Genomic DNA, 20,504 nt, shown 5'->3' with positions numbered 1-20,504 from the left:
AGATGATATCCGGTATTAGACCCCGTTTCCGAGGCTTATCCCGAAGTTGAGGGTAGGTTGCTCACGTGTTACTCACCCGTTCGCCGCTCGTGTACCTCCGAAGAGGCCTTACCGCTCGACTTGCATGTGTTAAGCACGCCGCCAGCGTTCGTCCTGAGCCAGGATCAAACTCTCCGTTGAAAAATATGACAACCAGACCCGAAGACCTGGACAGTCGACAACTTCAGTTGATCCTTTGAACATCAGAGACAATCAAACTGACTGAATCCAGAAATTACATTCAAAGGAATCCGAACACAGACCATAAAGGCCTATGCACGGGGTAAATGCTAAATTTCGGCATTGACTTTCGGCACGCTGTTGAGTTCTCAAGAATCGGACGCACACCGCAGCCGAACCTTACGGTTCAGGGCTTCCGGGGCAACCCGCCAAACTTTACTGTTCTGTCCGCAGCCGGTCAAATCGGCTACTTTCGTCGCAGTCACCCCGTGTTTCAGCGGCCGATCCGAGTCCGTAGACGCGTTTCAGCTGCGCTTACTTGGAGGGTGGTCAGGAGGTCCGGCCGCTTTCGCGTCCTGCACTCGCTCCCAACAAGAAGAACATTACTGTCATTCACCGCGACGATGCAAATCGGGTCCCCTGGTGAGGTGCCTGACGAGAAAGAGCGTCAGGAGACCAGGCAACCCAGCAGGTCGGCGGCTACCTGCTGACCCGGCCAGCTGCTGAGATCAGCACGGTAGAGGTCGTCCATGCCCTCGACGGCGACACCGACATCGATGCTGACAGCAACCGCACCGCCCTGGGCGAACTCCGCCAGTGGCTCACCGCCGAGTAGGAGTACCGCATGAAGTCCTACGGTTCAGATGTGTTGTCGATCCTCGACGACCTGACCGACGCGTACGTCGAGGTATTCACGACCCCACCGTGGGACGGCCCGGACCCGGACGAGACACGCGCAGCATTCCGCGACCGCCTGACCAGTGACGTCCACCGCCCGGGCTTCACCGCACTCGTCGAGCACGCCGATGACGGCTCGGTCGACGGCTTCATCACCGGCTGGATCACTCCGAGCCCGTTCCGGACAGACCGCGCGTACGGCAAGGTCGCTTCCAGACTCGGCCCCGAGCAGGTCGACCAACTGCTGGTCGGCGCCTTCGAGATCGACGAGCTCGGAGTCCGCCGCCAGGCGCGCCGTACCGGTCTGGGCCGACGCCTGCTGGAGGGCCTCACCGCGCAGCACCCCCGCTCCTGGCTCCTCACCTGGGACCAGGCCCACGACACCGTCGCGTTCTACCGCCGCGTCGGCTGGCGCGAGCCGACCCCCGTCCCAGGCAACGAGAACGACATCCTCGTCTTCCTCGCACCGACCGACTGACCTAGCGGTCGAGGTCAGACTCCCGTACGGCGGCCGCCGCCCGCACCCGTGGATCCGCAGTAGCGGCCACGCGCTGAGCCGCCGCGGGAGTGGGATTCAGACCAGCGCTCATTGCCTTGGTCAACTCGTTGCTGTTCCGCTCGAAGTCGTTCGTTGCCTTCACCACCATGGTGAGGCCCTTGACCATCTGCGGATCAGGCGCCGGGTTCTCGAGGACCTGCTGCAGGGCCGCACGAGCCTCGGTGCGCATCTCGTTCCGGGTCTCCGGGCTCACCAGGTGCATCCAGGCGGTCAGCGGCGGAGTCTCCTTCGAGATGTTGAGCGGAGTCTCCTTCCACGGCTCCGAACTACCCGCAGCCAGCACAACAGGAGTCATGCACTCCGGCATGCTGTGCTCCCCACTGGCCACCATGTCCGCGACAGCGAACGCCATCAGGTCCTTGGCCTCATCGAGTTCGAGCCGGTCCTCGTGCACCAGCATCGTCGCCGCCGTCATATAGAGCGTCGAGCTGCTCGACCGGCCCCCGACGAACCGATCCGGCATCGAATTCGTGGCGTCGTAGTACCAGTTCGGGTTGCTGACATCGACCGTGCCCGGCACCGGCAGGTTCGCGTCGTACGGCGCAGGCTCCGGATGCTCAGCCTCCGTGAACATCGCATCGCCACCCAGTCGCCGGTACGGCGGTACATTCACATCCCACCCGGCTTCGTTGAAGTTCAGCCGGGTCCTCGTCGGCCCGAGTGTCCGCGCGTACCCGCGTTCCGGGTCCTCCACGTTGTTGTAGGTGTCGCGGATCCGCTCGAACAGAACGTCGTCGACCGCGAGACGCGGCCCGCGGTTCCGAGCCTCCGGAGTACCAGCTCCGGCCACCTGCATACCGACACCCTCGTTCACCCGAGTCCGCCCCTGGTGATAGCCGAACGTCTCGAACGACGCGTTCCAGTCGCCGGCGTCCTCCCCACCGATCGTCAACGAGCCGGTCGACTGGTTCTTCTGCAGCTCAACGGTCGACCCAACCGCCAGCCCACGATTGCCGACCGGCCCCTCGAGCACCGTCCCGTGCATCGTCAGGTTCCCGGCACCATCGTCGGCGACCCCGGTCACTCGCATCCGAAGCTCGTCAGACTCCGCGTGTACCCGGACCACGTGGTCGGCCCAGCCGGCCGCGCCCTCCGCCGTCGTACCGGCGTCGAAGGTGCCCGTATGACGGGAGATCGCTCCATCGGGCAGCATCGCGTACATGGTGTCGCGCTGATAAGTGATGCCGAGTTGCTGCTGCGGGTCGTCGCGCGGCGCGCGCTCGCGGGCGGCGGCGATCGCGTTCAGCTCGTCCCGGTTCGTGCCGGTGACCTGATAGCCGTCGGCCTGCAGGAACCACACCGGCTGGGTCCGCTCGACCTCGGGAACGAACGCGTCCATCTCCCGCTGGAAGGCCTCCCAGCCAGGCCGCCGCTCCGGGTTGCCCGCGTCGCGGCTCGCCAGCTCAGCCCGCCAACTGCGCTTCATCACCTGGAGATAGCTCGCAGCCCCAGCGATCTCGGCCGCCTCATCGCTCCCCGGGTGCCGTCCGTACGCGAACTCGGGTTCCTGGCTGCGTTCGAGCGCCGCCAGCCGCTCCGCGGGCGTCCGATGCTGCGCGAGGATCCGCGCGACCGCCGCGTCCTGCATTACGCCTCGTCGACTGCCCGGCGGACCTCGCGCTCGACGTAGTCCCACGCGTAGTTCGCCGCGATCTGGTCGGTGTAGTACTCGGCCAGCGCCTCCTCGGTCAGCTTCCGGACCAGCGCCTCACCCTCCAGTACGGCGAGGTCCGCGCGCCGCGGTTGCAACTTGGCCACCGCGGCCGCGCGAATCGCGTCGTACCGGTCCTGCTCGTTCGCGTACTGCATCTGTGTCACAACCCCTTCCGCGTCCGAGGATTCTAGGCGCGGAAGGGGGCGAACGCGTCGGGGTTACGGGACCCAGTGGTTGTGGGTGGCGGTGATCATGACCTGGAGCTGGATGCTGGCGGCGTAGTAGCTGCTGGTGTCGACCGGGGTGGTCAGCATCTTGTTCCACAGCGCGTCCAGCCAGGCCTGGCTGCCGGAATCCGTCATGGCCGGGATCGTGAACGGGGCGAAGAAGGCGGCGTCGCTGCCGGTCTGGATCGCGGTGCCGTTCAGTTTGTAGCCGGTGGCGACGTTGTTCGCGTTGCCGCCGGCCTTGGACTTGATCCAGGTGTTGAGCTTGCGGGCCGAGGCGAGGGAGGCGCTGTCGCCGCTGGTGACGGCGTCGGCACCGATCCGCCACGGGTCGCGGCAGGCGTTCCACCAGAACTGGCCGTCGTTCGGGTCTTCCAGTACCTGACCGGCGGCCGGCTTCGGGCTGGAGTTGGTGTTGATGACGAAGTCGGGCAGCAGACCGGTGCTTGCCGCGTAGTTGTTCTGCAGGGAGGTGGTTACGCTCTGGTGCTTGGCGCGGATGGTGTCCCAGGCCGAGTCGCCGGTGGCGGTCCGGAAGGCGCGGAAGTGGTCGATCATCCAGTCCGAGGTGCGGGACATGTTCCAGTAGGCGTCGCCGGAGGTACTCCAGTCGCCGAAGGTCAGCAGGTTGGTGCTCGGGTTCAGCTCACTCGCCTTGATCGCGTTGATGTGCTTGATCGCGAGCTGCTTGTAGTTGTAGGTGCCGCTGCTCCCCCACTGCTTGTCGGCGAGAAGGAGGCCGTAGGCAACGTCCATGTCGCCGTCGGTCGCGCTGTCGGAACCGTTGACGCTCTGGCAGGAGGTGTTCTGCTCAGCGGCCAGCAGGTCGCCGTTGTTCACCGACGGGTGGGCCAGCATGTACTTGACCAGTCCGTCGAAGATCGTCTTGGCGGCCGGATCGGCACCGGCCATGGTCGCGGTGATGACCATGCCGTAGCCCTGCGCCTCGGCGACGTACGGGTGATCGGCGTCCGGCGAGATGATCTGGTACCAGCCGTTGCCGCAGTTCTGCTTGACGAAGGCGGCCTTCCACTGCTGGTAGTAGTCGATCACCTTCTGGTCGAGGGTGGCCTGACTTCCCGTCGGCTTGAGGATGCCGGCGGCGTACGGGAACTGGTGGCTGCCGAACGGAACAGCCGGTCCTCCCCCACCACCGGGCTGCGTGGTCGCGGTGATCGCGTTGCTCGCGGCCGAAAGGTTGCCTGCGGCATCACGCGCCTTGACGGTGTACGTGTAGCTGGTCGACGCCGTACGGCCGGTGTCGGTGAACGTCGTACCGGGGCTGGTGGCGACCTCGGTTCCGTTGCGGAAGACAACATAACCGGTCACCCCGACGTTGTCCGTCGACGCGTTCCACGCCAGCGACACGGTGCTCGACGTGGTCCCCGTGGCCGCGAGACCGGTCGGCGTACTCGGCGGTGTCGTGTCGCCGGGATCGCTGCCCGTCGTGCCGTAGACCTCGAGATCGAACAGCGAATACCCGTACGCCGTCCCGCGCGCGGTGCCGTGGACGCGAACGTACCGGCCGCTGCCTGACACCGTCAGGTCGTCGACCGCCCCGTTGCCGGTCGTGGTCGAGAAGACGTCGGTCCACCCGGTCGAGCCGTCGGCCGAGGTCTGGATCTTGTACGACTTCCCGTACGCCGCCTCCCAGTTCAGCTTGACCCGCGTGATACTCGCGGTGCTCCCCAGGTCGACCCGGATCCACTCGGGATCATGTCCTTCGGCACTGGCCCACCGGGTGGACGAGTTCCCGTCCACGGCCTTGGCCGCCTCGAAACCGCTCCCCTCGATCGACGAGGCGGTCGTGGGTTTGTTTTGCGAGAGCAAGGTCTCGGCGGCCGAGGCGCTCAGGGCGGGTGGAACGAACAAAGCAGAGGCGACAACCGCGGCAGCGGTCAGCCCACGAAGTAGATACGACATCAGCGGTGTCCTTCGGGCGGAGGAAAGGAGCCTTAACAGTTAGGAAAGTTTCCTAACTGTTGACGAGAAAGTAGAGCCCTCCCCGGCGAAGCGCAAGATGTCGCGCCCGGATCAATCGCTTGTTTTCGCAGTTGTCAGTCACTGCCTTTGATTTCTACAGGAGGGTTTTCCAATAGGTCCAGAACTGTTCGGTGATCAGGGTGAGGATGGTGACCGCCCAGATCGCCAGCGGGATCGGGTGATAGCGCGTGAAGCGGTTCAGGTTGTGCAGGGTGACGTACCAGAAGATCGGGATGGTGACCGCCCAGACGGCCAGGCAGTAGGGGCAAAGCGCCTGGATGCGGTAGAGGCTCTGGAAGATCAGCCAATGAACGAAGACAGCGCCGAAGGTGACACCGAACTGGAGGCCGATCCAGAACCAGCGGCGGAACGCCGCACCCGCGAGGAGTGCGGCGCCGACCGTCGTGACGATGGCGAAACCGGCGATGCCGAGGAGTGGATTGGGGAATCCGAACACCTCGGCCTGCGGCTTGGTCATCACCGAGCCGCAGGACAGCACCGGGTTGATGCTGCACGACGGAACGTACGACGGATCACGCAGCAGCGCGATCTTCTCCACCGTCAGTACGCCGGCCGCCAGCAACCCGATCGCTCCGCCGATCAGGAGGAGCCACGGCAGCAATCGCGGGAATGGACTACTTGAGGGCGGCATCGATACTCGCAACCAGGTCCTGCGCGGACTGTGGCTCGAGCTTCTGCCCGTTCAGGAAGAAGGTCGGCGTACCGGTGACACCGAGCGCCTCGCCGTCGGCGACGTCCTTCTTGATCCGCTCGAGGGTCGCCGGATCCTGGTAGGCCTTGTCGTACGCCGCCAGGTCGAGACCGAGGTCCTTCGCGTACCCGCGGAAGCGCTCGTCGGCTGGGACCTGCTGCTCGCCCCACTCCGACTGGGTCTCGTACATCTTCTGGTACATCTGCTCGAATTTGCCCTGCCCAGCGGCCGCCTCGACGGCGCGCGCGGCGCGTTCGGCGTTGAAATGCGACGGGATCGGGAAGTACCGCACCACGAAGGTGACCTTGCCGGCATAGTCCTTGCGGAGTTGCTCGACGGCCGGGTAGGCCGCGCGGCAGGACTCACATTCGAAATCCAGGAACTCGACAAAGGTCGCTTTGCCGTCGGCCGCCGTACCGAGTTTGTGGCTGTCGGCGCGCACGAGCCGGTCGTTCGTGACGTTGGGTGGTTGGGCTTCGGAACCGCCGGAGTTGGCTGCCAGCAGTACGCCGACCGCGACGGCGAAGGCCGCGACGATACCGACCGAGATTCGGGCAGGGGTGGATAGCTTCATCTACTGCAACCTCGCTTGAGCTGATCTGATCTGGGATGGGCTGAGCGCGCATTGCGTCAGCGCAGATCAGGTCCTCAGCACACAGAGCTGGGTCAGGCGAGGCGTGGTCCAGTGAGCGGGAATCGCGAGCGGCGTCACGCCGCCGCGGACAGCGGCACGCAGCAGGTCGCCGAACCGCTGCCGCCGACGCAGCACCAGCCACGCCGACAACAGCAGCACCGAACCCACCAAAAGAGCGCTGCACGGAGCCGGGTGATCGTGACCGACCGGGTCCGCGGTCTTCGGTGCCACGGTCATCGCAGCCGTCAGCGTCGACGGACTAGCCGCGGTCTCCGCCGTGAACGAGTGCAGTACGAACACGCCAAGCAGCGCCCCAAGAACCATGAGGAAGCGCAGCAGCCTGTTCATCACCCGACAGCCTAGCCAACGGGCACACGTGTGCGTCTGGTCGACAGTACGGCGACAATGAGGACGGCGACCGCGATCACAGCAGTGGCCGCGATGTTGAGTCGCTGCCCCGACTGAGTCGCCATGTAGAGGAGCATCGCGGGGATCACCACGATCACCGCCCACGTCAGGTACGGATAGAACCACATCCGCACGGGCATCGGCGTACCGGAGTCCTCGAGTTTGGCGCGCAGCCGCAACTGGGAGACCGCGATCACGAGATACACCAGCAGGGCAACGGCTCCCGAGGTGGCGAGCAGTACGCCGAAGACGTCGTCCGGGAACAGGTAGTTGCAGATGACCGCCAGGAACCCGACGGCGGTCGAAGCCAGTACGGCGATCCGCGGCACGCCTCGATGCGTGGTCTGCGTGACGATCGCCGGCGCCTGACCGCGCTTGCCGAGCGAGTAGATCATCCGCGATGCGGTGTAGAGCGCCGAGTTCAGGCAACTCGCCACCGCGACCAGCACGACCAGATCCACGATCACCTTGGCCCCCGGAACGCCAAGCGCCTCCAACGCGACCTGGTACGAACCATCGGTCGCCAGCCGCGGCTCGTTCCACGGCACGATCACCACCACCAGCAGGATCGAGGCCAGGTAGAAGATGCCGATCCGCCAGATCACCGACCGGGTCGCCTGCCCGATCTTCTCGTCCGGGTGATCCGACTCGGCCGCCGCGATCGTCACGATCTCGGTCCCCATGAAGCTGAACATCGTCACCAGTACCGCGGCCACCACCGCCCCGAACCCGTTCGGCAGGAATCCCCCGGTGTCCCACAAATGAGACACGCCGCTCCGGGTGTCCCCGAAGAACCCCAGCACCGCCAGCACCCCGACGATGATGAACCCGACGATCGCAATCACCTTCAGCAACGCGAACCAGAACTCGAACTCACCGTAGTTCGCCACACTGAACAGGTTCGTCACGGTCAGCACCAACGTCACCGCCAGCGCCCACACCCATTGCGGCGCCCCCGTCCAGCTCTCCAGAATCGTCGCCGCCGCCGTCGCCTCGACCGGAATCACCAGCACCCAGAACCACCAGTACAACCACCCCACCGTGAACCCGGCCCACGGCCCGATCGCCCGATCGGCGTACGTCGAGAACGACCCCGTATCAGGGTTGGCGGCCGCCATCTCCCCGAGCATCCGCATCACCAGTACGACGAGCGCCCCGGCGAACGCATAAGCGATCAACACCCCCGGCCCCGCCTGCGTGATCGCCGTCCCCGACCCGACGAACAGCCCAGCGCCGATCACCCCCGCGATGCTGACCATCGTCACATGACGGCTCTTCAGCCCCGCCGAAAGATCGTTGCCCGCGCCCGCCATTCGACCTCCTCCGAGAAAAGGGCACCGTACTAGACCGCACAGTGCCCCTCCCGAAACGTCTAGCCACGCAGTACGGCGACCCCGTCGATCACGACCGGGCTGGCGCTGACCGCGACCAGCTTGATCTCACCAGCCCGGTACGGCGTCACCGGCAACGTGGTGATCGTCTGCTTGGCGGTCGTGGCGGCGAGCGAGACCCGGCCGACCTTCACGCCTGCGTGGTAGACGTCCACACTCCCCTGGCCAGGCCCGTTGAAGGTCACCAGAGCGACCCGCACGCCTGCTTCACCCGCCTTCGTCAGGCTCGCACCAGTCGACTTCAGTGTCGTCACGGTTCCCTTGTAGGCGGTCGAGTTCGCGGTCCGGGTGAAGGTGCCGGCTGCGGTCAGCGCGCGGTCGTCCTGTGGCGCCATCGCACAGTTCGGCACCGACCACGCGGATTCGTTGCCTGCGGCATCGCGGGCGCGCACCATGTAGCACCGCTCCACGCCAGGGACCGGAGTCCACGTCACCGAGGTCGACGTCATCCCCTGCCAACCGGCCGGGTACTGCCACGGCCCCGCCGCCCGGCCGACCGGCGCGTCTCGCAGAGCCACGTCGTACGACGAGACCGCGCCGCTGCTGTCGGTGAACCCGTACTCGAACTTCCCGCTAGCCGCCAGCAGCACCGGCCCGCCGGCCGACGCGCTCGCGAGCTTGGGCGCCGTCCCGTCGTACTCGGAACAGAACGACTGACTCCACGCGCTCTCGTTGCCCGCGTGGTCCCGCGCCCGCACCTGGAAGCACGTGTCAGAACCACGCGGCCCACTGTGCAGCACCGCGCTCATCTGCCTGTTCAGGTTCGGCCAGGCAACCACCCAGTCCCCGTACGGCGCGGTCGGCGTCGGCCGTTCCTGGTACCGAACGTCGAACTGGGCAACCCCACTGGCCGGGGCCGCGTCCGCGAACGCCCAGCGGAAGGTGACGCCTTGGTCGGTCCGGACTCGCGGACCGGCGTCACCCGTGGTCAGCGCGGGCGCAGTCTGGTCGGCGTCGAAGTTGGGCTGCGCCGGCACCCAGTCGAGGGTCGCGATCCGCGGCTGCAGGTTGATGTCCTTGTAGATGAACCGCTGCGTGTCGGCGTCGTCGGGCGCAAACGCCGTCCGTGGCCAGAAGAACCCGGCGACCGGGCCGTAGCGGCGCTCCGGCAGGGTCAGCGTGTTGAGATCGGTCACCTTCAGCTCGGTGGCACTCGGAGCGCGCTGAACGAGGAAGTTGAAGCCCAGCTTCCAGTTCTGCTCCAGGGTCAGCGTCCGGACCGGAATCACGCCCTGCGCGTCGACGATCCGGTCCGGTCCCGAGCAATCGACGACGACCCACCGTCCGGCCGCCTCGATGCGCCGGGTCGTGCCACAGCCGGTCCCGGCCGGCACCTGGTGGGCGAAGCCGCCGGAGATCGCTTCCAGGTTCCCGTTCGCGTCGGGTCCGCGCCAGATCGTCGTACCGGACAAGCCGACCGAGTCGTCGAAGGTGCCGATCCGCTGCCGCGTCTGGACGTCGTACACGTTGACTGCCGAGCTGCCGGGGCTGGCAGCCGCCGCCAGCTTGCCGCCGCGGCCGAGGCGCCCCTCCCAGTTTCCGATCTCGAACTCACCCTGGCTGTCGACGACGACGGCCTTGATGGTGCTGTCCGCGGTACGGCGGTAGGTCAGCATCGCGTCGGCCGACAACCGGCCGAAGTAGTGGGTGTCGCTCTTGACCGGCAGTCTGGTCCAGGTGCTGCCTAGGTCGGTGGTCTGGTCCAGCGGCCGATCGGAGGCGTCGTCAACACCGTCCTGGGGCGGCCTGGCCATGGCGGTGACCACCCGGTCGCCGGCCAGCATCACGTCGTCCGACTGGCCGCGGAACGGCGGAGTCTCGGTGACAGTCCGCAGTACGCCGTCCGCGCCGACGCTCGCAACCTGGGACTGTGCGGTGACGAGCACCCGGCCGTTGCCCTGGTCCTCGACGTCGTGGACGCCGGTGACGAGATTCCTGGTCACGGTCCCGGTCTCGACGTCGACCTTGGCCAGCTCCTTCGTGTCGGCGACCCGCACCGCCACGTCGTCACCGAGCGGGACCAACGGCTGCTTGAACGGTACGACGACTGTGCCGTCGCCCGAACCGCTGCGGTTCTTCCAGGCCAGCGTGGTCGACGAGTCCGTCGACGCGGTCTGCCAGATCACCCGGCCGGGCATGAGCTGGGCCCACGTCGGCTGCTCAGTGACCGTTGCCACCTGGCTCGCCGTACCGGTTGCCACGTCGAGCACGAACAGGCCGGTCGCGGTGCCGAGCAGCAACGCGGCGTCGGTCCGGTCGAGAACCTGGGCATCGCTCTGCACACCGGTGACGGGTGTCTCCTCGCCTGCATAGGTGCGCAGCGCGAAGTCGCTTCCTCGCGCCAGCAGCGCGCCACCCGGGTAGACGTTGCGGATCTCGGTGCCGGTCGGTGCGTCGATCAACTGCACCTCTTCGGTACCAAGCTTCCGGGGCGCAACCCGGGTCGCGTCCCACTCCAGCGCGTAGTCGCCGACGATCTCCGGCGAGCGCTCGATCTGGATGTTCAGCCGCCGGTACTCGCCCTGCGCGCTGCCGTCCGCCGTACTGCGGATGGTCCACGGTGCGGGTGTGCGATCAGTGGGGAAGCCGTAGTCGGTCAAGTAGTACTTGCCGGTGGCCGCGAGGATCTGCAGTGGCGGATCGGCCTCGAGTCGCGGGCCGAGCAGAGTCCCCTCGGCAACCGGCGGATCGGCAGCCATCGCAGGGCTCGTGGTGAGCACGGTGAACAAGCAGGCGGCAGCGACCGCCCCAGCGCGAAACTTCATGGGACCCCTCCCGGTTTTCCGGCCTACGCCGGATGTGCGGGGTCATCGTAGGGCACCGAGAGGGCTATCCGGCTGCGGCGACAGCTCGTTCCAGCAAGGCCGGGTCGGCGAGGGTTGCGGGGTGGGCGTCCATGGCGGTGACTGCGGCGAAGACTTCGGTGACGCCGGGGTCGGTGAGGGTGGCCTGGATGATCTGGTTCAGGGCCCAGCGTTGGCGTTCGACCTCGGCGGGGGCCTGGGTACCGGTGATGGCGTCGTGGCGGGCGGCGTCGGCGCCGGCGGAGAGGGTCCAGGCGGCGTCGGTGATGACTTTCTGGTGGGCGAAGAAGTCGGTCGCCGGGGTGGTGAGGTCGGGGTCGGTGGTCAGGTATTCGGACAGGCAGGAGGCGTGGAGTGCGGCCGAGCTGATGCCTTGGCCGTAGATCGGGTTGAAGGACGCGACGGCGTCGCCGACGGCGACCAGGCCGGCCGGGAAGTGGGTGAGGCCGGTGAAGTCGCGGTGCCGGCTGTCGGCCTGATGGTAGGTCTCGAGGCCGCGGGTCAGCTCGCCGGTCGTCGCCTTCTGGAAGATCGGGGGCAGGTCGCGGCAGGCCGAACGGAAGGCTTCGACGGAACGCGCGGCGGGATTGTCCTCGTACGTCATCATCATCACCTGCCACTGGTCGTCCTCGATGACGCAAGCGCTGGCGACGGTGAGATCGGCCGGCATCGTGCGGGGCGCGAACAGGCCGAGGACGCAAGCCTGCTCGATGCTGTCGGCGCTCTCGGTCCGCTCGAAATGTGCTGTCACGTAATGGATACCGGTCGGCATCCGCACCAGGACCGGGCGCTGATAACCGGCCTCCTCGACCCAGGTCGACAGCCTGGATGCTCGCCCCATCGCGTCCACGACGAAGTCCGCGGACACCTGGGCGCTACCGAGCTGCACCCCGTCGACGCGACCGTCGTCGGTGTAGCTCAGGCCCGTCGCCAGACCGGGGAGTACGGATACGTTGGGGAGCGCGAGCACCCGGTCGCGGATCCGCGCCTCGAGGAACGGGCGGCTGCCCAGCAACAACTTGGCGTCGCCGCCCTGTGCCCGCGGCCGACCGTCGTAGTACACGGTCTGCTGTTCGATCGGGGCTAGATGACCGCCCAGCGCCTGAGCCTCGTCGACCACTCCGGGCAGCCAGCGTTCGAGCTGCTTCAACCCGCCCGGTAGCAAGGCGTGCCCGTGCCGATCCTGCGGTACGCCGGCCCGCGACTGCCCGGACGGTTCGAGCTCATCGCGTTCGATGATCACCACGGAACGCGCGTGATCGGCGAGCACCCGGGCGGCCAGGAGACCGGCGATGCTTCCGCCGAGAACGCAGGCGGTGTCGAACAATCGCGGCGTACGGGCAGGTAGCTCGGTCCGGATCAGCCGGTTGAAGGTCTCCACGGACGGGTCGATCACCAGAACCCCCTAGTCGGTGTGCTCACCGCAATTCTTCGTGGCGCTGCGCCGGAAGTCGTGCCCTTTGAACCCAATCTCCGGGCAGTCTCGAACGGGCGGTTAGGGTGGTGCCCGTGTCAGTCAGGAGCGCGATAGCCGGGAACGGCCGGCTGGCTGTCGGGCTGGCTGCCATCGCCGTACTGGCGGTTGCCGGTGGTGCTTTCGTGGCCAATCGTGGGCCCGCTGTGTCGTCGGCCACCGCTCCCCAGCCGCTCGTCGAGACACCTACGGCGACGGGTCCGACGCGGAAAATCGACCTCGCCGATCTGCCGGCCGGGCGGACTCCGCAGGTGGCCTATGTCAGCGGGCGGGTGATCAAGGGCGGCCTCGGTTCGGACATCACCGTCCCGGGCCGGCAGGACATCATTCGCGCGGCCCGGTTCGAGGGGGATGCGCTGGTGATCCTCGACGTCGGTACCGGGGCCACCGAGCTCGTGCGGGTCAGCGGCAGTGAAGGAATCGTGCCAGGGAGCAAGGTCCCGGGGGTTGCGAGCCTGGTGGTGTCGGTCGGCGAGGACACGGTCGCGTACGGAACTGCTCGCACGAACGCCGATCACACTCGCCGGCAGGGCAACACGCTCTATTGGCGGAACGAGTCCGGCGAGCAGCAGCAACTAGAACGTCCCGACGACTGGTTCTCCGACGTCCTGGCCGTGGCCGGCCCGGTCGTCTACTTCGCCGCCGGCACCGATCGCGACGATCCGGCCGCGACGCTGAACGCCTGGCAGACCGAGTCCGGCCAGGTCGAGGAACTGGGCTCCTTCACGTCTCCGTCCGGGGTGGATTTCCAGGGCACGAGTGGGGTGGACCAGATCTCGGGGGCCGCCCAGACCTTCTGCTCCGCGGTCCGGAACCTTGCCGACGGCAAGCAGATCTGGCGGACCTGTGAGTACTCGCTGAACGGATTCACCCCGGACGGCGAGACAATCTTCGCGACCCCGGACTTCCGCGCCGAGGGCAGCGATCCCTCTACGACCGCGCTCGACAGCCGGACCGGCGCCGTACGGCGGCAGTGGACCGGACCGCGGTTCGTCGGTACCACAGCCGAGGACGACAATCACCTGCTGATGGTCGTGAAGACGGGCGAGAACACCCCGAACGCGATCATCCGCTGCAGCATCGATTCCGGCGCGTGCGAGGTGGCGACGCCGATGACCGCCGAACCACTCCTGCTGCCCACCTCGTAACAGCAGGCTTCACGCGGGCGGCGGACGGGTACCGGAACCGCTATGAGCCGCCATTCCGCCAGCTACAAGCGTGACGACGAAGACTCCGGTGAGCGCCTCGACCGGCAATGGAACGAGTTGCTCCAGGAGTTGCGTCTCGCGCAGACCGGAACGCAGATCCTGTTCGCGTTCCTGCTGAGCATCGGATTCCAGAGCCAGTTCCAGGCGGCCGACCAGTTCACCCACCACGTGTACGCCGCCACGCTGATCGCCTCTGCTTTGGCGGTCGCATTGTTCCTTGCCCCGGTGTCGTTCCACCGGATCGTGCACCGCCAGGGGCTCCGCGATCAGCTGGTCACGATCACCGATCGGCTCACGCAGTTCGGGCTCGCATTCCTGGTCGTCGCGATGGCGGGTGGCGTGCTGCTCGCCCTCGACGTCGTCCTGTCCCGACCGGTTGCCCTCGGCATCGTGGGCGGGATCCTGGTTTGGTTCGTGGTCTTCTGGTGGCTGATCCCGCTTCTTGTGCGCAGCAACTCAGATTCAGAGGAGGTAGCGGTCTCCCGGTCGGACGATTCGTAGCCAGCGGGCGGCGTACGGTTCGAGTTCCAGCTCCAGAGTTCCGTCGCCGTTGACCTTGGTGCTCCCGTCTCGGAGCAGGTCGACGGCGGTACCTGCGTCGACCTGGAGCTTGACCTGGACGGCTTCCGCGCCGAAGTTGTGGGCGGTGATGAGGACACCGTTCTCGTGCTCGGAGCGATGCGCGAACACGGTCGGCGACTCGTGCTCGAGGATCGTGCACTCGCCCCACGACAGCTCCGGGCACTCGCGATAACGCCGTACCAGCAGCTTGATCCAGTTCAGCAACGAATCCGGGTCACGGCGTTGCGCGGCGACATTGACGTGCTTCGGGCCGAACTCCCCCTCGGTGAGCGGAGCCGCGAGATGTTCTGGGTCAGCCGTGGAGAATCCGCCGTTCGGACCGTCTGTCCACTGCATCGGGGAGCGGACCGCGGCGCGGCCCTCGATGGACAGGTTCTCGCCCATACCGATCTCTTCGCCATAGAAGAGCACCGGTGTGCCGGGCAGTGAGAACAGCAGGCTGTAGACCATCTTCAAGCGGGCCTGGTCGTTGCCCAGCATCGGCGGCAGCCGTCGGCGCAGACCGCGGCCGTACAGCTGCATGTCCTGGTCCGGCCCGAACGCGTCGAACACCTCCTGCCGTTCGGCGTCGGTCAACTTGTCCAGCGTCAGCTCGTCGTGGTTGCGCACGAACGTGCCCCACTGCCCCTGTTCTGCAGCCGGCGGACGTTCCCGTAGCGCTTCCACCAGCGAGGCCGGGTCGTTGCGGGCCAGCGACAGATACAGCCGCTGCATCCCGATGAAGTCGAAACACATCGTGAGTTCGTCGCCGTCCTCGTCACCGAAGAAGCGCCGTACGTCGGGATACTTCAGATTGACCTCGCCGAGCAGCATCGACTGCGGATGCCGCCGGTCCAGGAACGCGCGCAGATCCCGCAGGTAGTCATGCGGATCGGGCAGACTGCCCGCGTCGACGGCACCGGTCGTGTCCAGCAGGAACGGTACGGCGTCCACCCGGAAACCGGAGATCCCGAGCTCCGACCAGAAGCCGATCACGCGTTGGATCTCCGCCCGCACATCGGCATTCGCGATGTCGAGATCCGGCTGATGCTTGTAGAACTGATGCAGGTAGTACTGACCGGCCTCATCGTCGTACTCCCACAGGCTCGTCTCCTGATCAGGGAACACGATGCCCTCATGCTGGTTCGCCGGCGGCTCGTCGCGCCAGACATACCAACCCCGGTACGGCGATTCCCGCGACGCGCGCGCACTCTGGAACCACGGGTGTTGGTCCGAGGTGTGGTTGACGACCAGGTCGACGATCACCCGGATCCCGCGGTCGCGGGCCAGCGTGATGAGCTCGACCAGATCGCCGTGCGTGCCCAGCCGGGGATCGACGCCGTAGAAGTCGGTGATGTCGTACCCGTCGTCGCGATCCGGCGTCGGATAGAACGGCATCAGCCACAGACACGTCACACCCAGATCGGCCAGGTGATCGATCCGTTGACCGACACCGCCCAGATCACCCGATCCGTCACCGTCAGTGTCGAAGTACGTCTCGACATCCAGGCAATAGATCACCGCGTTCTTCCACCACACATCAGCCGTCTCCGTCAGTCGCATGGAGTCCGGGTGCCCTGGCCGCTCCCGGCGTACACCTGGGTACCGGTCCGCCATGACCCAGGTTGTAGTAGTGACAGGAGCCAGCGCAGGTATCGGCCGAGCGAGTGCGATCGCGTTCGCGCGACGCGGTGCGAAGGTGGCGCTGCTCGCGCGCGGCGAGGAAGGTTTGCGAGCAGCAGCACGTGACGTCGAAGCCGCCGGCGGTACGGCGTTGCCGATCGCGGTCGATGTCGCCGAGTACGACGAAGTCGAGGCGGCCGCGGCTCGGATCGAGAACGAATTGGGGCCGATCGACGTCTGGGTCAATGTCGCGTTCACGACCGTGTTCGCGCCGTTCACCGAGATCGAACCGCGCGAGTTCAAACGTGCGACTGAAGTTTCGTACCTCGGCTATGTCTACGGAACCCGGGCCGCGCTCGACCGGATGAAACCACGCGACCGCGGCACGATCGTCCAGGTCGGCTCGGCGCTGGCCTACCGCGGCATTCCGCTGCAATCGGCGTACTGCGGAGCCAAGCACGCGATCCAAGGGTTCCACGACTCACTGCGCTCGGAACTCCTGCACGACAAGGCGAATGTGCACGTCACGATGGTACAGATGCCGGCCGTGAACACTCCCCAGTTCTCCTGGGTCCTGTCCCGCCTGCCCCACCACCCGCAGCCCGTTCCCCCGATCTTCCAGCCCGAGGTCGCCGCGGACGCCGTACTGTTCGCCGCCGATCATCCCCGCCGCCGCGAGTACTGGATCGGTGGTCCGACCATGGCCACGCTGATCGCCAACAAGTTCGCGCCCGGCATCCTCGATCACTATCTGGGTCGCACCGGCTACAAGTCGCAGCAGACCGACCAACTGACCAAGCCCGACGCCGAAAACCTCTGGCACCCCGCAGACACCGACCGCGACTTCGGCTCCCACGGCGCCTTCGACGACCGGGCCACCACCCGCAGTTACGAGTTCTGGAGCTCCCGCCACCGCAACACCCTCGCAGCCGCGGCCGCCACCGCAGTGACGGCCGCCGGCGTACTGCTCATCCGCGCGACCCGCAGGTCGTAGTGCTCAGTTCGTCAACGTGATGGTTACTGTCTGAGTACCGCGGGGCAGTTTGATGGTTCCGGCTGGTTGATTGATGACCGCGCCTCGGACCGAGACGTTGGCAATGTTGTTGCGCAGCGTCGGGAGTTCGAGGCTGTACGTCGTGGGTGGGCCGGTGAAGCGGATGGTCACGCGCTTGCCGACTGTCGTGAGTTGGTAGCCGACGCGGGTGCCGTTGCGGGCGGGGTAGCGGTCGAGGGCGATCTTCTGGTGGTCGCGGATCCACTCGGTGGGGACACCGCGGCCGATGATGATCGTGCCGTCGGACTTCTCGGCGATCAGTGAATCGAAGAGGACCTTTGTGGCGGTGGATTGACCCCACATGTGCTGGTTCGAGCCGCCGCCACCGCGGGCGTGGTCGATGTCCCACGGCGAGTCCGCGCTCGGGTAGTCGACACCTTCCCACCAGCCGAACGGACCGCTCATCGCCTTGTCGATCATGAACTGGTAGGCCTTGATCCCGAGGTCGCGGTACTGCTCGCCGCGCAGAGCCGCGCTCCCGTAGCCGGCGTTGTAGGCGCTGGAGAAGTAGCCGTGCGGGTAGCCGCCGAAGTTGTAGATCGTGTCCGAGACGTCCTTGCGGCGCTCGAAACCGCGCGTGTAAGTGGCATCGATCTTGTCGAACATCGTGCCGGTCTGCTCCGCGCCGAACAGGTAGCCGTCCCAGGCCCAGCGTCCGAACAGGAACATGGAGGCCCAGTTCGCGTCGCGGGGATCACTTCGCGGCCCGGTTTCGTTCGGTTCGACCATCGAGATCGGCAGATAGTCCAGGTTGTGCTCGCGCATCGTCTGCTCGATTCTGGCCGTTGCCACGCGCAACAGATCGTCGTACTCCGCCTTCGCCCACGCGGCCTCCGCGGACTCGCCGAGTGCGGTGGCGAGATACCGGTACGTCGTGAGTCCGGTCAGCGCGGACCAGTTGTCGATCGTCCAGTAGCCGAGCGAGTCGATCGCGAAGGTCTGCTTGATGATGCCCTTGCCGCCGTCGATCCGGTCGGTCTCGATCGTGTGGGTGTTCTTCTTGATGGTCTCGAACCGGCTCCGGATGAACTCCTTGTCACCGGTCCGCTGCAGGTACACGGCGTACGGCCAGCTGTACTTCCACTTCGCGTCGTCGTACTGCAGCTGAGCCGGCAGCGTCGACAGGTAGTCCCGCGCATAGGTGAAGTCGCCGATCGTCAGCAGCGTCGCCACGATGCCGATCGTGTCGTGGTCGAACATCTCGTCGTACCCGTTCTCGCCGACGTGCAGTTCCTTCGCGCCGTTGATGTCGTCCCGGATGATCAACGTGTAGATGTAACCGGCCTTGTACGCGTTGATCAGCCGCTTGTCCGGCAGATCCGTGATGTCGGCGATCGCGGCCAGGCGAGTGTTCCAGTACTGCCGCATATGCGCGTAGTGCTTGTTGAACCCACCCAACCCCTGCAACTGCGCCGAAGTCGGCCACTCATACGTACCGCCGAACCGATCAGCAGCGATGGCATAGTCCCGTACGACGGTCTGCCCGGCCCCGACCGTGGTCGCGGCCGTGGTCAACGGGGTGAGCGCGGTTGACACCCGCGGCAGCCGCGCTTCGGTGCTGGTGTTGTTCGTCACCGTCATCCGCGAGTAGGCGACCTCGAACCGGTTGCCGCCGACAACGACCAGGTCGGCGAAGTTCTCGATCTTGATCGCGAGACCGTCCTTCGCGTACTCGCTGATGAAGGCCGGCAGGTACCCCTCGGCGTTGGTCCACTTGATCTTGCCCGGGATGTCCGGAACGCCGAAGGTGACCATCAGGTTGCCGCGGCTGCGCAACCGGTAGCTGCCGTCGATGAACGCGATCGGTGCGTTGAGGTCGCCTTCCCAGCCGAACGAAGAGGTCAGCCCCGGGTTCGTCACACTCGTGTACTCCGCGCTCGCCGCAGACGACACCGCCTCGTCGAACGCAGCCTTCAGCGACAGGTACGCGATCCTGAGGTCACCACCGCCGGCCAGCGCGTCCCGAGCCGACGCGATCTCGCGATCGAGTTGCTGCGTCGCAGGGTCGCTCGCCGCGGTCACGTCGGTCGCCGCGATCTGCGTGAGCAGATTCTCCGCGAGCCGCCGGTAGCCATCGGCCGACGTATCAGCCACGGTCACCCCGGCCAGCGTCACGTTGCCGGAGTCGTGGGACTTTCGCAGGATCTGCGCGCTGACCCGGGCCGAGTCGCCGGCCGCAAGCGGGAGCTCGAACAGCCTGGTGACCGGCGCGTCAGTGCTGACCAAATCGGTACTCACGGCGGCCGGCGTACTGCTGCCGTTGAGGAAGACCGAGATCTTCGCCGTCGCGCGCCAAGCCCCGGAGACGAAGCGCACGGTCCGCGCGCTCGCGGCCGCCGGGATCGTCAGGTCGTAGCCGTAGGGACCGGTCAGGTCGGCGTTCACCGGAGCACCGTCGGCGAAGAAGATGCCGCCCTGCCGCGTCCCCGGCTGAGTCTTCGTCGGCACGCCGTCCGTCCACGAGTACGTCACCGGATTGTCGTTCTGCGCGCCGATGGCGGCACCGGCCTGCTTGTTCGCGGCTGTCAGACTCCCGACGGTACGCCGATTGGTCGTCGAACCGTCGAGGTGCATCCAGTCGGTGGTGCCCTCGGCGGTCAGGTTCATCGTGGGCGGCGGCGCGGTCGCGGCGAAGGAACCCTCACGCGACAGAGCAGCCGCGGATAGCGACAGGTTGCCGCTCGGATTGAGCTTCTCCGTGAGGTTGCCCGTGACAACGATCCCCTCCCCCGGGCGGATCGTCACGCTGTAACGCTTCACGGCCGCAGTCCCGTCCGCAGCGACCTTGATCGGATACGCGCCACGACCATCAGTCGCTGCGACAGTGACCGTTCCGCGCGCCTGCCAAGCCCCGGCGACGAACACCAGCCGCCGCAGCGAATCCGACGCCGGCACCGTGATGCGATAACCGCCCTGCTGGAAGACACCGCCGGTCGTGACGCCCGGCGTCGACGCCGTACTGGTTCCGTCGGACCACGAGAAGCTGAGCGGGCTGTCGGCGAGCGTGTCCGTTCCGCTGCCAAGACTCTCGACCGAGATCGCGGGCGAGACGCCGGCCTTGCGCTCGGTACCGCCGCCAGTCACGTGCACCCAGTCGAGATCGCCGTACGACGTCAGGTCCATCAGACCCGCCGTACCGCTACCCGCGGTCAGGCTCGACACGTTCACGACGAACGGACCCGCCGCCGGAGCCGGAGCGGCCGGCGACGACGTCACGGTGGACGTCACGAGCACACCGGCAACGAGCGCCGCCAACAGCCTCACGTGGCTCTTCATCGACGCCCTCCAGCAAATATGAACGTTAAAATTGGGTGC

The 20,504-nt window shown here is 66.5% G+C and carries 15 protein-coding genes and 1 rRNA gene; 4 read left to right on the top strand and 12 right to left on the bottom strand.

Going from position 1 to position 20,504, the window contains the following annotated elements:
- Positions 1-180, bottom strand: a 16S ribosomal RNA gene (locus tag ACFTSF_RS33175); the annotation flags it as partial.
- Between the two features lie 664 nt (positions 181-844).
- Between ACFTSF_RS33175 and ACFTSF_RS33170 the strand changes: the two genes are divergently transcribed.
- Complete coding sequence (locus ACFTSF_RS33170; RefSeq protein WP_380158517.1) at positions 845-1,375, top strand: GNAT family N-acetyltransferase; 531 nt, start codon at positions 845-847, stop codon at positions 1,373-1,375.
- 1 nt (position 1,376) lies between these two features.
- On the opposite strand, the gene ACFTSF_RS33165 is transcribed toward ACFTSF_RS33170, so the two are convergent.
- From ACFTSF_RS33165 to ACFTSF_RS33125, 9 genes are all read right to left on the bottom strand, one after another.
- A complete protein-coding gene (locus ACFTSF_RS33165; RefSeq protein WP_380158515.1) occupies positions 1,377-3,044 on the bottom strand; it encodes a hypothetical protein in 1,668 nt (555 codons plus the stop codon).
- A complete protein-coding gene (locus ACFTSF_RS33160) occupies positions 3,044-3,274 on the bottom strand; it encodes a hypothetical protein (protein WP_380158514.1) in 231 nt (76 codons plus the stop codon). The genes ACFTSF_RS33165 and ACFTSF_RS33160 overlap by 1 nt, the downstream gene beginning before the upstream one ends.
- A gap of 54 nt (positions 3,275-3,328) precedes the next feature.
- Positions 3,329-5,260: a glycosyl hydrolase family 8 gene (locus ACFTSF_RS33155; protein WP_380158512.1), complete on the bottom strand. Its 1,932-nt coding sequence runs from the start codon at positions 5,258-5,260 to the stop codon at positions 3,329-3,331.
- A 154-nt stretch (positions 5,261-5,414) separates the two neighbouring features.
- A complete protein-coding gene (locus ACFTSF_RS33150; RefSeq protein ID WP_380158510.1) occupies positions 5,415-5,942 on the bottom strand; it encodes a vitamin K epoxide reductase family protein in 528 nt (175 codons plus the stop codon).
- A 13-nt stretch (positions 5,943-5,955) separates the two neighbouring features.
- Entirely contained in the window at positions 5,956-6,606 is a 651-nt protein-coding gene (locus ACFTSF_RS33145) for a DsbA family protein (RefSeq protein WP_380158508.1), read from the bottom strand.
- A 66-nt stretch (positions 6,607-6,672) separates the two neighbouring features.
- Entirely contained in the window at positions 6,673-7,014 is a 342-nt protein-coding gene (locus ACFTSF_RS33140; protein ID WP_380158507.1) for a hypothetical protein, read from the bottom strand.
- Between the two features lie 11 nt (positions 7,015-7,025).
- Positions 7,026-8,387, bottom strand: a complete 1,362-nt coding sequence (locus tag ACFTSF_RS33135; protein ID WP_380158505.1) for an amino acid permease — start codon at positions 8,385-8,387, stop codon at positions 7,026-7,028.
- A 59-nt stretch (positions 8,388-8,446) separates the two neighbouring features.
- Complete coding sequence (locus ACFTSF_RS33130) at positions 8,447-11,230, bottom strand: hypothetical protein (RefSeq protein ID WP_380158503.1); 2,784 nt, start codon at positions 11,228-11,230, stop codon at positions 8,447-8,449.
- Positions 11,231-11,294: 64 nt separating this feature from the next.
- Positions 11,295-12,665, bottom strand: a complete 1,371-nt coding sequence (locus tag ACFTSF_RS33125) for an FAD-dependent oxidoreductase (protein WP_380158501.1) — start codon at positions 12,663-12,665, stop codon at positions 11,295-11,297.
- Between the two features lie 113 nt (positions 12,666-12,778).
- On the opposite strand from ACFTSF_RS33125, the gene ACFTSF_RS33120 reads away from it, so the two are divergent.
- Together ACFTSF_RS33120 and ACFTSF_RS33115 are read left to right on the top strand one after the other, a co-directional pair.
- Entirely contained in the window at positions 12,779-13,891 is a 1,113-nt protein-coding gene (locus ACFTSF_RS33120) for a hypothetical protein (protein WP_380158500.1), read from the top strand.
- 42 nt (positions 13,892-13,933) lie between these two features.
- Positions 13,934-14,452, top strand: a complete 519-nt coding sequence (locus ACFTSF_RS33115) for a DUF6328 family protein (protein WP_380158498.1) — start codon at positions 13,934-13,936, stop codon at positions 14,450-14,452.
- Here the strand turns inward: ACFTSF_RS33115 and ACFTSF_RS33110 are convergent.
- Positions 14,414-16,075: an alpha-amylase family protein gene (locus ACFTSF_RS33110; protein WP_380158496.1), complete on the bottom strand. Its 1,662-nt coding sequence runs from the start codon at positions 16,073-16,075 to the stop codon at positions 14,414-14,416. The genes ACFTSF_RS33115 and ACFTSF_RS33110 overlap by 39 nt on opposite strands.
- Here ACFTSF_RS33110 and ACFTSF_RS33105 point away from each other — a divergent pair.
- A complete protein-coding gene (locus ACFTSF_RS33105; RefSeq protein WP_380158494.1) occupies positions 16,074-17,129 on the top strand; it encodes an SDR family oxidoreductase in 1,056 nt (351 codons plus the stop codon). The genes ACFTSF_RS33110 and ACFTSF_RS33105 overlap by 2 nt on opposite strands.
- 3 nt (positions 17,130-17,132) lie before the next feature.
- Here ACFTSF_RS33105 and ACFTSF_RS33100 read toward each other — a convergent pair whose 3' ends face one another.
- Positions 17,133-20,465, bottom strand: coding sequence for a sugar-binding protein (locus ACFTSF_RS33100; protein ID WP_380158492.1), 3,333 nt, complete (start codon positions 20,463-20,465; stop codon positions 17,133-17,135).
- Positions 20,466-20,504: the final 39 nt, after the last annotated feature.

Source organism: Kribbella sp. NPDC056951 (assembly GCF_042674205.1).
Taxonomy (GTDB): domain Bacteria; phylum Actinomycetota; class Actinomycetes; order Propionibacteriales; family Kribbellaceae; genus Kribbella; species Kribbella yunnanensis.
This window is presented reverse-complemented; position numbering and strand designations above follow the sequence as displayed.